9 protein-coding genes are annotated in these 16,120 nt (G+C 61.1%); 8 read left to right on the forward strand and 1 reads right to left on the reverse strand.

What is annotated here, in order from left to right:
• Window positions 1-183: 183 nt before the first annotated feature.
• The 8 genes from HU718_RS14780 to HU718_RS14815 all read left to right on the forward strand — a co-directional run bounded on the left by HU718_RS14780 (window position 184) and on the right by HU718_RS14815 (window position 15,611).
• Window positions 184-1,959, forward strand: a complete 1,776-nt coding sequence (locus HU718_RS14780; protein WP_110719259.1) for a type I secretion system permease/ATPase — start codon at window positions 184-186, stop codon at window positions 1,957-1,959.
• Window positions 1,956-3,305, forward strand: a complete 1,350-nt coding sequence (locus HU718_RS14785) for an HlyD family type I secretion periplasmic adaptor subunit (RefSeq protein ID WP_016986760.1) — start codon at window positions 1,956-1,958, stop codon at window positions 3,303-3,305. Before HU718_RS14780 ends, HU718_RS14785 begins: the two co-directional genes overlap by 4 nt.
• A 2-nt stretch (window positions 3,306-3,307) precedes the next feature.
• Window positions 3,308-4,678: a TolC family outer membrane protein gene (locus tag HU718_RS14790; RefSeq protein ID WP_095126057.1), complete on the forward strand. Its 1,371-nt coding sequence runs from the start codon at window positions 3,308-3,310 to the stop codon at window positions 4,676-4,678.
• Between the two features lie 309 nt (window positions 4,679-4,987).
• The gene (gene eprS, locus HU718_RS14795) at window positions 4,988-7,939 is read left to right on the forward strand and encodes an autotransporter serine peptidase EprS (protein WP_186615990.1); all 2,952 of its coding nucleotides are present in this window, start codon (window positions 4,988-4,990) and stop codon (window positions 7,937-7,939) included.
• A 178-nt stretch (window positions 7,940-8,117) separates the two neighbouring features.
• The gene (locus tag HU718_RS14800) at window positions 8,118-11,195 is read left to right on the forward strand and encodes an autotransporter serine protease (protein WP_186615991.1); all 3,078 of its coding nucleotides are present in this window, start codon (window positions 8,118-8,120) and stop codon (window positions 11,193-11,195) included.
• 58 nt (window positions 11,196-11,253) lie between these two features.
• On the forward strand, window positions 11,254-12,942 hold the full coding sequence (locus HU718_RS14805; protein ID WP_186615992.1) for a polyurethane esterase: 1,689 nt from the start codon (window positions 11,254-11,256) through the stop codon (window positions 12,940-12,942).
• Between the two features lie 199 nt (window positions 12,943-13,141).
• Window positions 13,142-14,995, forward strand: a complete 1,854-nt coding sequence (locus tag HU718_RS14810) for a polyurethane esterase (protein WP_186615993.1) — start codon at window positions 13,142-13,144, stop codon at window positions 14,993-14,995.
• A gap of 241 nt (window positions 14,996-15,236) precedes the next feature.
• Window positions 15,237-15,611 (forward strand): hypothetical protein, encoded by a 375-nt coding sequence (locus HU718_RS14815; RefSeq protein ID WP_127927391.1) that lies wholly within the window; start codon window positions 15,237-15,239, stop codon window positions 15,609-15,611.
• Window positions 15,612-15,734: 123 nt separating this feature from the next.
• Here HU718_RS14815 and HU718_RS14820 read toward each other — a convergent pair whose 3' ends face one another.
• Window positions 15,735-15,959, reverse strand: a complete 225-nt coding sequence (locus tag HU718_RS14820) for a YgdI/YgdR family lipoprotein (protein ID WP_095120841.1) — start codon at window positions 15,957-15,959, stop codon at window positions 15,735-15,737.
• Window positions 15,960-16,120: the final 161 nt, after the last annotated feature.

Raw genomic sequence — 16,120 nt, forward strand, 5'->3', positions numbered from 1 at the left:
GTTTTAATATAAAGCGCCACGCTATGGTTATAAGTAACGCTGAGTGGCAACTGCGCCGCATTTAATTGCTTGAGTTGTTGTGAAAGTGTAAGCGGTAGACAAAAAATCAAGTTCCGACGTTGTGCGGTTAATTAATTCGAGTCTCGCCAACGAATGGCGGGAGATATTTTCCAGGAATAATCAATGAAGATGGCGAAGGCCCCAGCCACCGCGCCCTTATTCAAGGCATTGGGTGACTATAAAAGTATCCTGATCAGCGTCGGTTGCTTTACTGCGCTGATTAACGTGCTGATGCTGGTGCCCTCCATCTATATGCTTCAGGTATATGACCGGGTGCTGTCCTCGCAGAACGAGACCACCCTGGCAATGCTGTCGCTGATGGTCGTCGGTTTCTTCGCCTTTATCGGCCTGCTGGAAGTGGTGCGCAGCTTTATCGTGATCCGCATCGGCAGCCAGTTGGAGCGCCGCTTCAACCTGCGCGTTTACCAAGCCGCGTTTGAGCGCAACCTGTTCCAGGGCGAGGGCAACGCCGGGCAGTCGCTGGGCGATCTGACGCACATTCGCCAATTTGTCACCGGTCCTGCGCTGTTCGCGTTTTTCGATGCGCCGTGGTTCCCGGTCTATCTGTTCGTGATTTACCTGTTCAACGTCTGGCTCGGCGTGCTCGCCACGGCGGGGGCGTTGTTGCTGATCGGCCTGGCCTGCCTCAACGAATACATGACCAAAAAGCCGCTGGGCGAAGCTGCCGGTTATTCGCAAAAGTCCAGCCAGTTGGCCACCAGCCATTTGCATAACGCCGAAACCATTCAGGCGATGGGCATGCTCGGTTCCCTGCGCAAGCGCTGGTTCCAGGTGCACTCGCGGTTCCTCGGTCTGCAGAATCAGGCCAGCGACACCGGTGCGGTGATCAGTTCGCTGAGCAAAACCCTGCGCCTGTGCCTGCAATCGTTGGTGCTGGGCCTGGGCGCTTTGCTGGTGATCAAGGGCGACATGACCGCCGGGATGATGATCGCCGGTTCCATTCTGATGGGCCGCGTGCTCAGCCCGATCGACCAGTTGATCGCCGTGTGGAAGCAGTGGAGCGGGGCGAAGCTGGCCTACCGCCGTCTCGATGCGCTGCTGCAAGCGTTCCCGCCGAGTGACGACGCCATGGCGCTGCCGGCGCCGAAAGGCCAGATTACTTTCGAACAGGTCAGCGCCGGCCCACCGGGGCAACGCACGGCGACCCTGCAAATGGTCAATTTCAATCTGAATGCCGGTGAAGTACTGGGCGTGCTCGGTGCATCCGGTTCCGGCAAATCGACGCTGGCCCGTGTACTGGTCGGTGTCTGGCCAACCCTGGGCGGCACCGTGCGCCTCGATGGCGCGGATATTCATCGTTGGAACCGCGATGACCTTGGCCCGTACATCGGCTATCTGCCGCAAGACATCGAACTGTTCAGCGGCAGCATCGCTGAGAACATCGCCCGTTTCAGCGAGGCCGATCCGCAGAAAGTCGTCGCCGCCGCGCAACAGGCCGGCGTGCACGAAATGATCCTGCGTCTACCGCAAGGCTACGACACCCAACTGGGCGAGGACGGCAGTGGTTTGTCCGGCGGCCAGAAGCAGCGCGTGGCCCTGGCGCGTTCCATGTATGGCACGCCGAGTCTGGTGGTGCTGGATGAACCGAACTCCAACCTCGACACCGTCGGTGAAGCGGCACTGGCCAGCGCCATCGCTGCGCTGAAAGCCCAGGGCACCACGGTGGTGCTGGTGACGCACCGTTCTTCGGTGTTGGCCCAGGCTGACAAACTGCTGGTGCTCAATGACGGTCGTTTGCAGGCATTTGGCCCAAGTCAGGATGTGCTCAAGGCACTCTCAGGCCAGCAAGAACAACAACGGGAAAAAGCTGCGCAGGCACCGGGCGGGCTCAGCATGAGCCGACAGTATCAGCCCTCGACAAGGAATACGGGTGTATGAGCAGCGCCAGCATGAACACTGAAAACGAAGCGAGCATGGAACACGCCTACATCACCGAACGCCCGGAGCGCGATGCGAAGTTCTTCGCACGTATGGGCTGGATTCTGGCGATCGTTGGCGCCGGCAGTTTCTTCACTTGGGCGGCGTTGGCGCCGCTCGATCAAGGCATTCCGGTGCAGGGCACGGTTGTCGTGTCGGGCAAACGCAAAGCCGTGCAGTCGATGAGCAGTGGCGTGGTCAGCCGGATCCTGGTGCGCGAAGGCGAAATCGTGAAGCAGGGCCAGCCGCTGTTCCGCCTCGATCAGACGCAAGTCGCCGCTGACGTGCAGTCGCTGCAAGCGCAATACCGCATGGCCTGGGCCAGCCTCGCGCGTTGGCAGGCCGAGCGCGACAATCTCAAGCAAGTGACCTTTCCGGCTGAGCTGAGCAATGACCCGGATCCGCGTCTGGCACTGGTGCTGGAAGGCCAGCGCCAACTGTTCAGCAGCCGCCGCGAGGCGTACTACCGCGAGCAGGCCGGACTGCGTGCGAGTATTGAAGGCGCCACCGCGCAACTGGCCGGCATGCGCCGCGCCCGCACCGATCTCAATGCTCAGGCCGACTCGCTGCAACAGCAGTTGAGCAATCTGCAGCCGCTCGCCGACAACGGCTACATCCCGCGCAACCGCTTGATGGAGTACCAGCGGCAACTGTCGCAAGTGCAGCAGCAACTGGCGGAAAACACCGGTGAAAGCGGTCGCGTGGAGCAGGGCATCCTCGAGTCGCGCCTGAAGCTGCAACAGCATGCCGAGGAATACCAGAAGGAAGTCCGCACGCAACTGGCCGAAGCGCAACTGAAAAGCGTGACCCTGTCGGAGCAACTGACTTCGGCCGGTTTCGACCTGCAACACAGCGAAATCATCGCCACCGCCGACGGCGTCGCGGTCAACCTCGGCGTGCACACCGAGGGTGCCGTGGTGCGTCAGGGTGAAACGTTGCTGGAGATCGTTCCGCAAGGCACCACGCTGGAAGTGGAAGGGCACTTGCCGATCAACCTGATCGACAAGGTTGGCGCGCACTTGCCGGTGGACATCCTGTTTACCGCGTTCAATCAGAGCAAAACTCCGCGTGTACCGGGTGAGGTCAGCCTGATTTCCGCCGACCAGATGGTCGATGAGAAAACCGGCGTGCCTTATTACGTGTTGCGCAGCAGCGTCAGTGACCAGGCCATGGAAAAACTCAACGGCCTGGTGATCAAGCCGGGCATGCCGGCAGAAATGTTCGTGCGTACGGGCGAGCGTTCACTGCTCAACTATCTGTTCAAACCGCTGCTTGACCGGGCCGGCTCTGCGCTGACCGAAGAATAAGGATGTTCGGCTGTATGAATAAGCTTTCCACGCTCGCAGCAGCATTCTTGCTGCTCGCGAGTCACTCGGCAGTGGCGGCCATGGGGCCGTTCGAGATCTACGAACAGGCGTTGCGCAATGACCCGGTGTTCCTCGGGGCGATCAAGGAGCGTGATGCCGGCCTGGAAAACCGCGCCATTGGCCGTGCCGGCCTGCTGCCGCGCATCGGTTACACCTACAACAAGGGGCGTAACTCGTCGAAAGCCACCTCCCTCGACGAGCGCGCGCGCAACCGTACTGACGACCGCAATTACAGCAGTTACGGCTCGGCGCTGACGTTGCAGCAACCGCTGCTCGACTACGAGGCCTATGCCGCCTATCGCAAAGGCGTCGCGCAGTCTCTGTTTGCCGATGAGAACTTTCGCGGCAAGAGTCAGGAGTTGTTGGTTCGCGTGCTGGATAACTACACCAAGGCACTGTTCGCGCAGGATCAGATCGACATCGCTCAGGCGAAGAAGAAGGCGTACGAGCAGCAGTTCCAGCAGAACGAACACATGTTCAAGCAGGGCGAGGGCACGCGTACCGACATTCTCGAGGCTGAGTCGCGCTATGAACTGGCGACCGCCGAGGAGATCGAGGCGCGCAATGAACAAGACGCGGCGCTGCGGGAACTGGGTGCGCTGGTGGGCACGCCAGCGGTGGACATTGGTGATCTGGCGCCGCTGGATCAGAACTTCCAGACCTTCGCGCTGATGCCGGCCAATTACGACACCTGGCACGAAATGGCGGTGAGCAATAACCCCAATCTGGCCTCGCAGCGTCAGGCCGTGGAAGTTGCGCGTTATGAGGTGGAGCGCAATCGTGCCGGGCATCTGCCGAAAATCAATGCCTACGCCTCGATGCGCCAGAACGAATCGGAAAGCGGCAACACTTACAACCAGCGCTACGAGACCAACACCATCGGTTTTGAAGTCAGCGTGCCGTTGTATGCCGGTGGCGGGGTGTCGGCCTCGACGCGTCAGGCCAGTCGCACCATGGAACAGGCCGAGTATGAACTTGACGGTAAAACGCGCGAGACGCTGATTGAGCTGCGTCGGCAGTTCAGTGCTTGCCTGTCTGGGGTGAGCAAACTGCGCGCTTATCAGAAAGCGCTGAGCTCGGCGGAAGCGCTGGTGGTTTCGACCAAGCAGAGCATTCTCGGTGGTGAGCGGACCAATCTCGACGCGTTGAACGCCGAGCAGCAACTGTTTACCACCCGCCGCGATCTGGCGCAGGCGCGGTACGACTATCTGATGGCCTGGACCAAGTTGCATTACTACGCCGGGACCTTGAACGAGCAGGATCTGGCACGGGTGGATGAGGCTTTTGTGGTCGCTCAACAGCCCTCACCCTAACCCTCTCCCAGAGGGAGAGGGGACTGATCGGAGGACATTTTAGAAGTACACCGACCTGATCGAGCGGCACCGAATCCATAATCGACCAGGTTTTTCAGGTCGATGCATGACGCAAGACACCTCGGTCAGCTTCCTGTTCTTTGGGAAGGATCTGCTTCACCGAATCCATAATCGACCCGTTTTTTCAGGTCGATGAATGACGCAAGACCCCGCGGTCAGCTCCCTCTCCTCGGGGAGAGGGCTGGGGTGAGGGGGAACAGGCAACACCGCAAAACAACCTGCATAAAACAATAAAAGTGAGTGGTGAACATGGACGTACGCATCAAGCCGATTTCGGTCGGCACCCTGCTGCTTGTGATTTCTGCGACCCAGGCTCAGGCCCAGTACCTCGAAACCGGCAAACCCGGCGATCCCACCAGTTGGCGCAGCGCCGAATTCCTCCGCGACTGGGGCCTGAGCCGCATGCAAGCCGAGCAAGCCTACGCCGCCGGGATCACCGGCCAAGGCGTGAAAATCGGCGCCCTCGATTCCGGTTTCGATGCCGCCCACCCGGAATTCGCTTCAGCCCGCTATCACCCGGTACTGGCCAGCGGCAGCTACATCGACGGCTCACTGTTCAACGTCGATGGCACCCTCAATCCCAACAACGACTCCCACGGTACTCACGTCGTCGGCACCATGGGCGCCTCACGCGATGGCAGCGGCATGCACGGCGTGGCGTACAACGCGCAGATCTACGTCGGTAACACCAACAAGAACGACAGCTTCCTGTTTGGCCCCAATCCCGATCCGCGCTATTTCAAAGCGGTATACGACGCCTTGGCCGATGCCGGCGTGCGCGCGATCAACAACAGCTGGGGCAGCCAGCCGCCGGATGTCAGCTATCGCACCCTGGCCGATCTGCACGCCGCTTACGCCCAGCACTGGAACAAGGGCACATGGCTCGACGCGGCAGCGGATGTCTCCCGGCGCGGTGTGATCAACGTGTTCAGCGCCGGCAACAGCGGCTATCCGAATGCCAGTGTGCGTTCAGCGCTGCCGTATTTTCAGCCGGATCTGGAAGGCCACTGGCTGGCCGTATCGGGCCTCGATCAGAGCAATCAGCAGAAGTACAACCAGTGTGGCCTCGCCAAATATTGGTGCATCACCACGCCGGGGGCGAAGATCGACAGCACCATTCCCGGTGGCGGTTACGCGATCAAATCCGGCACCTCAATGTCGGCGCCGCATGCGACCGGCGCGCTGGCGCTGGTGATGGAACGCTACCCGTACATGAACAATCAGCAGGCCCTCGAAGTGCTGCTGACCACCGCGACGCAACTGGATGGCTCGGTCACCGATGCGCCGACTGAGCGAGTCGGTTGGGGCGTGGCCAATCTGAACCGGGCGATGCGCGGGCCCGGGCAATTGCTCGGTGCGTTTGATGCCAGCCTGGGGGCAGGGCAGCGCGATGTCTGGAGCAATGACATCTCCGACAAGGCGCTGATTCAACGCCAAAGCGAAGATCTCGCTGAGCACACAACCTGGCAGCAAACCCTGCAGGACAAGGGCTGGCAGAACGGCGTTCCCGCAGGCGCCAGCCAACAGGATCAGACCGATTACGCCGTTGGCACTGCCCGTGATGCAGCGGCGGCGAGTCGGGTGTATCAAGGCAGCCTGATCAAGTCCGGCGGCGGGCAGCTGATTCTCACCGGCGCCAACACCTATCGCGGTGCAACTACGGTCAATGGCGGCTTGCTCACGGTCAACGGTTCGCTGACTTCCGCTGTGACGGTGAATGACAGCGGCACCCTCGGCGGTTCCGGGCGAATCGGCGCGCTGCTTGCCAACAGCGGCGCTCGCGTGGCACCGGGCAACTCCATCGGTACGCTGAATGTGGACGGTGACGTGACCTTCGCGCCGGGCTCGACATACGCCGTTGAACTGTCGCCGACCAGCAGCGACCGCATCGTTGCCGGCGGCACCGCCAACATCAGCGGCGCCACCGTCGGCCTGTCGCTGGAAAACAGCCCGACGCTGCTCAGCACCACCGAAGCGCAGAGCCTGCTCGGTCGCCAGTACGACATCCTGCAAGCGGCCGGCGGCATTCAGGGCCGGTTCGGCGCGGTGCTGCCGAATTATGTGTTTATTGGCGGTAGCCTCGACTACGCCGCCACCGGCATTCAGCTCGATATCGTACGTAATGCGACTACCTTCAGCAGCGTCGGGCAAACGCCAAACCAGCGTTCGGTGGCCGTTGCCGTCGAAGGCCTGGGCGCCGGCAATTCGGTCTACGAAAGCCTGTTGCGTTCATCCGACGCCTTTTCGGCGCAACAAGCGTTCCAGCAGTTGAGCGGCGAGATCTACCCGGCGTTGAGTTCGATGCTGATCAACGACAGCCGCCAGTTGCGCGACGCGGTGGGCGAGCGTCTGCACGATACCAACGCAGCGCAAAGCAACGGCTGGATCAAAGCCCTCGGGGCGTGGGGCTCGACCGATTCGAGCCATGACACGGCGGGCTACAACACTTCGATTGGCGGATTGCTGGCCGGTGTCGATGGCGCGCTGGACGAGCAGACGCGCATCGGTCTGGTCACCGGTTACAGCGATAGCTCATTGAGCATGGGCTCGGGCACGCATTCCTCGGCCAAGGTCGACAGCTATCATCTGGGCGCGTACGCCGGCCGTGAAGTTGGCGCCTGGCGCTTGAGCACCGGCGCGGCTTACAGCTGGCATCGCGCCGATGTGAAACGCGATCTGCAATACGCCGACGTCAGTGGCAAACAGAAGGCCAAGGTCGATGCGGCAACCACGCAAGTGTTCGGCGAAGCGGCTTATCGCTTGCACCTGCAACCATTGGTGCTGGAGCCGTTCGCCAACCTCGCCTACGTGCATCTGGACACGGAAGGTCTGACCGAGAAGGGCGACGCAGCCGCGCTGAAAAGTTCGGGCGATCAACGTGACGCCGTGCTGAGCACCCTCGGCGTGCGGGCGATCAAGACCTTCAATCTTTCGCCCCGGCAATCGCTGGACGTGAGCGGCCACCTCGGCTGGCAGCACAGCCTCAGCGACATCGATTCCGAACAGCATCTGCGCTTCGCCAGTGGCGGCACGCCGTACGCGGTGGAAAGCTCGGCGTTGGTGCGTGACGCGGCGCTGGTCGGCGTACAGGCCAGCCTCGCGCTGAGCCACGATGTACGGGTCAACCTGGATTACAACGGACAACTGGCCAATCGCGAAAAGCTGCATGGCGTTGGCTTGAGCCTGAACTGGCAGTTCTAACCCCACGCTCTGCGTCCGATCGTTCCCACGCTCTGCGTGGGAATGCCTCTAGGGACGCTCTGCGTCCAGTGACGCGGAGCGTCACGGGCTGCATTCCCACGCGGAGCGTGGGAACGATCAGTTGCTCTGTGTGGGAACGATCAGGATTTTTCGCAACATCACTAAGGAAGGTCGCTGGATGAATAACAACAATACCCCCGCGCAAACGGGTGGCCGCTTTGCCCTGAAAACCCTCACGCTCGCCGTGCTTTGTGCCATTGGCACAGCCCATGCCGCACCCTACGTGGAGAGCGGTCGCACGGGCGATCCGTCGAGTTGGCGCAGTGCCGAGTTTCAGGCCGATTGGGGCCTGGGCGCGATCGGTGCCGATCACGCCTACGCCGCCGGCTATACCGGCAAAGGCGTGAAACTGGGGATCTTCGACCAGCCGGTGTACGCCGCGCACCCGGAGTTTTCCGGCAGCAATAAAGTCGTCACCCTGGTCACCAGCGGGATCCGCGAATACACCGACCCGTATATCCCGGTCAAAGCCGGCGATGCATTCCGCTATGACGGTTCGCCCTCTGTCGGCTCCGATGGCAAACTCGGCGCCCACGGCACCCACGTCGGCGGTATCGCCGCCGGCAGTCGCGATGGCGGACCGATGCACGGTGTGGCGTTCGGTGCGCAGATCATCAGCGCCGACAACGGTGACCCGGGCCCGGAAGACGGCATCGTTCGCGGTAACGACGGCGCGGTGTACAAGGCCGGTTGGGACGCACTGATTGCCAGTGGCGCGCGGATCATCAACAACAGTTGGGGCATCGGCATCACCGACCGTTTCGACCTCGGTGGCCGCGATCCGGCGTACCCGCATTTCACCGTCAATGACGCGCAGTTGCAGTTCAACGAAATCCGCACACTGCTCGGCACCAAACCGGGCGGCGCCTATGACGGCGCAATTGCCGCCGCGCGCAGCGGCATCGTCACGATCTTCGCCGCCGGTAACGACTACAACCTCAACAACCCGGACGCCATCGCCGGCCTCGGCTATTTCGTTCCGGACATCGCGCCGAACTGGATCACCGTTGCCGCGTTGCAGAAGAACCCGGACCTGGCCAGCGCCAACCCGTACATCATGAGTACGTTCTCTTCGCGCTGCGGCTACACCGCGAGTTTCTGCGTCTCGGCGCCGGGCACGAAAATCTTCAGCTCGATCATCGAAGGTACCAACGCCGACAACCTGACCACCGGCTACAAAAACTACAACGGCACCTCGATGGCCGCACCACACGTGGCCGGCTCCATGGCGGTGCTGATGGAACGCTTCCCGTACATGACCGGCGATCAAGTCGCCACGGTCTTGCGCACCACCGCCACCGACCTCGGCGCGCCGGGCATCGACGCCTTGTACGGCTGGGGCATGATCAACCTGCGCAAGGGCATCGACGGCCCGTCGATGTTCGTCACCGAACAGGACATTCCGGCGGAATTCCGCATCGACGGCGCTTACGGTTCAGGCCAGTTTGTCGCGGATCTGCCGGGTATCGGCGCGATCATCGATCAGGGCAAACCGACCGAACGCGTGTGCACCGACATCACCTGCGGCCTCGACACCTGGCGCAACGACATCTCCGGCCACGGCGGTTTGACCAAGCAAGGTATCGGCACGCTGGTGCTGACCGGCAACAACACTTACAGCGGCCCGACCCTGGTCAATCAGGGCCGCTTGGCCATTAACGGTTCGCTGCAATCGGCGGTGACGGTGAATGACGGCGGTATCCTCGGCGGCAATGGCCACATCGGCGCGCTGTCGGTGAACAGCGGCGGTACGGTCGCACCGGGTAACTCCATCGGCACCCTGAACGTGGCCGGTGACGTGACCTTTGCACCGGGTTCGACCTACGCTGTAGAGCTGTCGCCGACCAGCAGCGATCAGATTATCGCTACCGGCAAAGCCGTGATTGAAGGCGCCACGGTGAGCATGTCGCTGGAAAACAGCCCGAGCCTGTTGACCACCAACGAAGTGCAAAGCCTGCTCGGCACTCAGTACAACATCCTGCAAGCGGCGGGCGGCATCGAAGGACGCTTCGGTCAGGTGTTGCCGGATTACGCCTTCCTCGGCGGCACGCTGGCGTACTCGGCCACTGGCATTCAGTTGGCAGTCGGGCGTAACGATGCCTCGTTTGCCAGTGTCGGCCTGACGCCGAACCAGCGTGCGGTCGGTGCGGCAGCTGAACGGCTGGGCGCTGGCAATGCGCTGTTCGAAACCCTGTTGCTGTCGCCGAATGCGGCGTCGGCGCAGCAAGCCTTCCAGCAACTGTCCGGGGAGATCCATCCGGCAATCGGCACCATGCTGATCAACGACAGCCGTTACCTGCGTGAAGCGGTGGGCGAGCGTCTGCGTGAGCGTGATCTGTTCAACGCCGGTGCACCGACTGACGATCGCAGCAACGCCTGGGTCAAGGTCTTGGGTTCGTGGGGCAAGAGCGATGGTGGGCATGACAATGCCGACTCCAACAGCTCTATCGGTGGCCTGCTCGCCGGTGTCGACGGCTTGATCGCTGAAGATACCCGTCTCGGTTTCGTTACCGGTTATAGCGACAGCTCGTTGAGCATGGGCAGCGGCACGCATTCGTCGGCGTCGGTCGACAGCTACCACTTGGGTGCGTACCTGGGGCATCAGATCGATGCGCTGCGTCTGACCGTCGGCGGCGCCTATAGCTGGCACCGTGTCGACGTCAAACGTGACCTGCAGTTCGGGGACGTCAGCAGTAAACAAAAGACCAAGCACGATGCCGCAACCACGCAAGTGTTCACCGAGGCCGCTTATGATCTGGGCCTGCAACCGATGAACCTGGAGCCGTTCGCCAATCTGGCTTACGTGCACCTCAATACCGAAAGCTTCACCGAAAAGGGTGACGCGGCAGCGTTGAAGGGTGGTGAGGACAACCGCGATGTGGTGCTGTCGACCCTCGGCGTGCGCGCCAAGCGTTCGTTTGCCTTGTCGGACCAGCATCAGCTGGAACTGGGCGCGAGCCTGGGCTGGCAGCACAATCTGAACAACGTCGATGCTGACAGCCATCTGGCCTTTGCCAACGGCAACAGCGCGTTCACCGTGCAGGGCGTGTCGATGGATCGCGATGCGGCGGTGGTCGGCGTGCGCGCAGGTCTGGCGCTCAACCGCGATGTGCGGGTGAACCTCGATTACAACGGGCTGATCGGCTCGAACGAGAAGGACCACGGCGTGGGTCTGACCCTCGACTGGCAGTTCTAAGGCGTGCTGGCAGCTCTGCAAAGAGCTGCCAGACATTTGATGGAAGAGAGAGCACAACATGGGACTGTTCGATTATAAAAATGCCGATGGCAAAGCCTTGTACAGCGATGCCATCGCACTGACGCTGTATGCCTACACGCCGACTGGCAAACCGTTGCCGGCCACTGCTTGGGCGCCGGTCACAGCGACGGCGCTGGGCTATCAGGGCAAGGTCGGGCCGCAAGGCACGTTCTTCGGCGAGAAGGATGGCTTTACCAGCGCCGAAGCCGAAGTGCTCGGCAAATACGACGCTGCCGGGAAACTGATCGGCATCGGCGTGGCCTTTCGTGGCACCGGTGGGCTGGGTTACAGCGACACCTTCGGCGACTTGAAAAACAATCTGCTGGCGGCTATTGGTCCATCGGACTATGCGAGCAACTACGCGAAAAACGCCTTCGACAATTTGCTCAAGGCTGTCGCCGCGTTCGCGATTGCCAATGGCATCGGTGCCAAGGACGTGCTGCTCAGCGGCCACAGCCTCGGCGGGCTCGGGGTCAACAGCGTGGCCGAGTTGAGCGCGAGCAACTGGGGCGGCTTCTTCAAGGACGCCAACTACATCACCTTCGCCTCGCCAACCCAGAGCAGCACCGGCAATAACGTGCTGAACATCGGGTTCGAGAACGACCCGGTGTTTCGCGTACTCGATGGCACCACGTTCAGCACTGCTTCGATGGGCAAGCACGACAAGCCCCACGATTCGACCACCGACAACATCGTCAACTTCAATGACAACTACGCGTCCACCGCGCAGAACCTCGTGCCGTTCAGCATCGTCAATCCGCTGAACTGGTCGGCCCACAGCTCGTTGGGCTATGCCGATGGCTTGAATCGGGTGATCGATTCGACGTTCTACAACCTGACGCATAAAGACTCGACGATCATCGTCTCCAACCTGGAAGAAGCGTCCCGGGGCAAGACCTGGGTTGAAGATCTCGGCCGCAGCGGCGAGCCGCACACCGGCAGCACCTTCATCATCGGCACCCAGAGCAACGACTGGCTCAAGGGCGGCGCGGGCAATGACTTTCTCGAAGGCCTCGGCGGCGATGACCGTTTCCGTGATGACGGCGGCTACAACATCCTGCTCGGTGGCCAGGGCCACAACACCTTCGAACTGCAGAAACCGTTGCAGAATTTCAGCTTCGCCAACGACGGTGACGGCACGCTGTACGTGCGCGACGCCTACGGCGGGATCAGCATGACCCGCGACATTGGCGCGCTGGTGAGCAAGGAGTCGGGTTCGTGGTGGGGCAGCAAGGAAATCACCTGGGGCGTCACGGCCAAAGGTTTGACCAATGGCAACGAGCTGACCCAGTACAACCACTCGCTCAGCGGCGACGGCTACGGCAATGCGCTGCACGCCACGGCCGACGGTGACTGGCTGTTCGGCCTCGGTGGCGATGACAAGTTGATCAGCGACAAGGGCCATGTGACCTTCGTCGGTGGCGCCGGTAACGACGTGATGAGCGCCGTGGGTGGCAACAACACCTTCCTGTTCAGCGGTGCGTTCGGTTTTGATGCCATCAACGGTTATCAGGGCAGCGACAAACTGGTGTTCATGGGCGTCGAAGGCGCGGGGCAGGGCTACGACTACAAGCAACACACGTCGCAGGCCGGCAACGATACCGTGCTGAAGATTGGCGACTTTGCCGTGACCCTGATCGGGGTCGGAGTGGCTAACCTGTCGGACTCCAGTTTCATGTTCGCGTAGATCCAATGTGGGAGCGAGCCTGCTCGCGAATGCGTAGTGTCAGTTGAAGTACTCGTACCTGACGCACCGCTTTCGCGAGCAGGCTCGCTCCCACAGTAAAAACAGCAGTAAGTAGTACTGAAATGCTCCGGGGCGTCCCCGTGGGGCGCCCCGGCTGTGAGCTATCTCTAACAATTCCAACAAGAGAGAGGCAATAGCAATGGGTGTGTATGACTACAAGAACTTCGGCACAGCCGATTCCAAGGCGTTGTTCAGCGATGCCATGGCGATCACGCTGTATTCCTATCACAACCTCGATAACGGCTTTGCCACCGGTTATCAGCACAACGGTTTCGGCCTCGGCCTGCCCGCCACGCTGGTCACGGCGCTGCTCGGCGGCACCGATTCGCAAGGGGTGATTCCCGGCATTCCGTGGAACCCCGACTCGGAAAAACTCGCCCTCGAAGCGGTGAAAAAGGCTGGCTGGACGCCGATCACGGCCTCGCAACTGGGCTACGACGGCAAGACCGATGCGCGGGGAACCTTCTTCGGCGAGAAGGCCGGTTACACCACTGCCCAAGTGGAAATCCTCGGCAAGTACGACGCCCAGGGCCATCTCACCGAACTCGGCATTGCCTTTCGCGGCACCAGCGGCCCGCGGGAAAACCTGATCCTCGACTCCATTGGCGACGTGATCAACGACCTGCTCGCCGCCTTCGGCCCCAAGGACTACGCCAAAAACTACGTCGGCGAAGCCTTCGGCAATCTGCTCAATGATGTGGTGGCATTCGCCAAGGCCAACGGCCTCAGCGGCAAGGACGTGCTGGTCAGCGGCCACAGCCTCGGTGGCCTGGCGGTCAACAGCATGGCCGATTTGAGCGGCGGCAAGTGGGGCGGTTTCTTTGCGGACTCCAACTACATCGCCTACGCCTCGCCAACCCAGAGCAGCACCGACAAAGTGCTCAACGTCGGCTACGAAAACGACCCGGTGTTCCGCGCCCTCGACGGCTCGACTTTCACCGCCGCGTCGGTCGGCGTGCACGATGCGCCGAAAGAGTCGGCCACCGACAACATCGTCAGTTTCAACGATCACTACGCCTCGACCGCGTGGAATCTGCTGCCGTACTCGATCCTCAATATTCCCACCTGGATCTCGCACTTGCCGACCGCGTATGGCGACGGCATGAACCGCGTGATCGACTCAAAATTCTACGACCTGACCAGCCGCGACTCGACGATCATCGTCGCCAACCTCTCGGACCCGGCGCGGGCCAACACCTGGGTGCAGGACCTCAACCGCAACGCTGAAACCCACAAGGGCAGCACGTTCATCATCGGCAGCGACGCCAACGATCTGATCCAGGGCGGCAGCGGCAACGATTATCTGGAAGGTCGCGCCGGCAACGACACCTTCCGCGACGGCGGCGGCTACAACGTCATCCTTGGCGGGCAGGGCAACAACACCCTCGATCTGCAAAGCGCGGTTAAGAACTTTGACTTCGCCAATGACGGCGCCGGCAATCTCTACGTGCGCGATGCCAACGGCGGGATCAGCATCACCCGCGATATCGGCAGCATTGTCACCAAGGAACCGGGCTTTCTCTGGGGCCTGTTCAAGGACGATGTGACCCACAGCGTCACGGCCAGCGGCTTGAAGGTCGGCAACAATGTCACTGCGTACGAATCCAGCGTCAAAGGCACCGCTGGCGCCGACACGCTGAAGGCGCATTCGGGTGGCGATTGGTTGTTCGGGCTGGACGGTAACGATCACCTGATCGGTGGCACAGGCGATGACGTGTTTGTTGGCGGTGCTGGTAATGACCTGATGGAGTCGGGGGGCGGGGCGGATACGTTCTTGTTCAACGGTGCGTTTGGGCAGGATCGAGTAGTCGGTTACACGTCCAACGACAAACTGGTGTTTCTCGGCGTGCAGGGTGTTTTGCCGGCGGAGGACTTCCGTGCTCATGCCTCTTCAGTAGGACAGGATACGGTGCTGACGTTTGGCAACGATTCGGTGACGCTGGTCGGGGTGTCGCTCAATAGCCTGAGTGCTGACGGTGTTGTGATCGCCTGAGGTTGATGGGGCGCCGGTAAGGGCCTCTTCGCCAGCAGGCTGGCTCCCACACTGGATCTGTGTCGTTTATAAATCCCCTGTGGGAGCGAGCCTGCTCGCGAAGAACGATAACTCGGTTTCAAAAGTGACTCGATGGCCACGACCTGACTCAAAGCCCTGCGAAAACAGGAAATGCGGCCTAAAGCCAGCACGTGCACACACGTTCTATAGCTAGCCGCCATTGAGTACAGGAGATTCAAACGTGAAAGGTTTCAAGGGGTATGTCGGGTTCGTTGCACTGGCGCTGTGTTCGGCCAATGTCTGGGCCGACCTGCCTCAAAGTTCGATTCTGAGCCGTTACGGCATCACCACCGACCAACTGCCGAGTCCGCCGAAAACCGAGGCGGTCGAGCCGGTTGAAGAGAAGAGCCGCTTTCAGATTCAGCCCGAACAACCGTTCGTGACCCTGCGCCTGGGTGACGGCAAGCAGCCGCAGACCACCGGCAATCTGAGCATCGATCGCATGGCGCAGCAGGATCTGGAACGCTGCCGGCGCTTGCAGGGCGAAGTGGTCAAGCGCGGTGGCACGTACATGCCTTGTGACGGCAGCATTCCGGGCATGCCGACCTTCGAATAACACGTAATGATCGTTCCCACGCTCTGCGTGGGAATGCCTCAACGGACGCTCCGCGTTCGGCTTTGAAGGGACGCGGAGCGTCCCGGGCTGCATTCCCACGCAGAGCGTGGGAACGAGCGAAACCTAGTCTTCTTCGCGCACCGTGGCTACTTCATCGGCGCGAACCTTCACCTTGGACCCGGAAATATCTTCGAACTCATAGAAGCCATCCTTGGTTTTGGTTTTCGGCATGTCCTTGGTCAGATACTGGGTGCCGTTCTGCAGAGTGACCACCGTCGGGGTCGAGCAACCGGCCAGTGCCAGCGCGGCAACGACGGCGAAAGGGATGCCCAGTGACTTGATTTTCATACCCACCTCTAAATCCTCATTCGATGTGATGCCGAGCATTGTCGGCCTTCTAACGCGGTTGGTGCTATCTCCGTGAGAAAAGTTCGATAGCCCGGCGAAAAAATGCCATTGATCATTTTCCGTTTGCACCGGGCAGGGCACAGCTGTTATCTGTACGCATA

Source organism: Pseudomonas tensinigenes (genome assembly GCF_014268445.2).
Classification (GTDB): domain Bacteria; phylum Pseudomonadota; class Gammaproteobacteria; order Pseudomonadales; family Pseudomonadaceae; genus Aquipseudomonas; species Aquipseudomonas tensinigenes.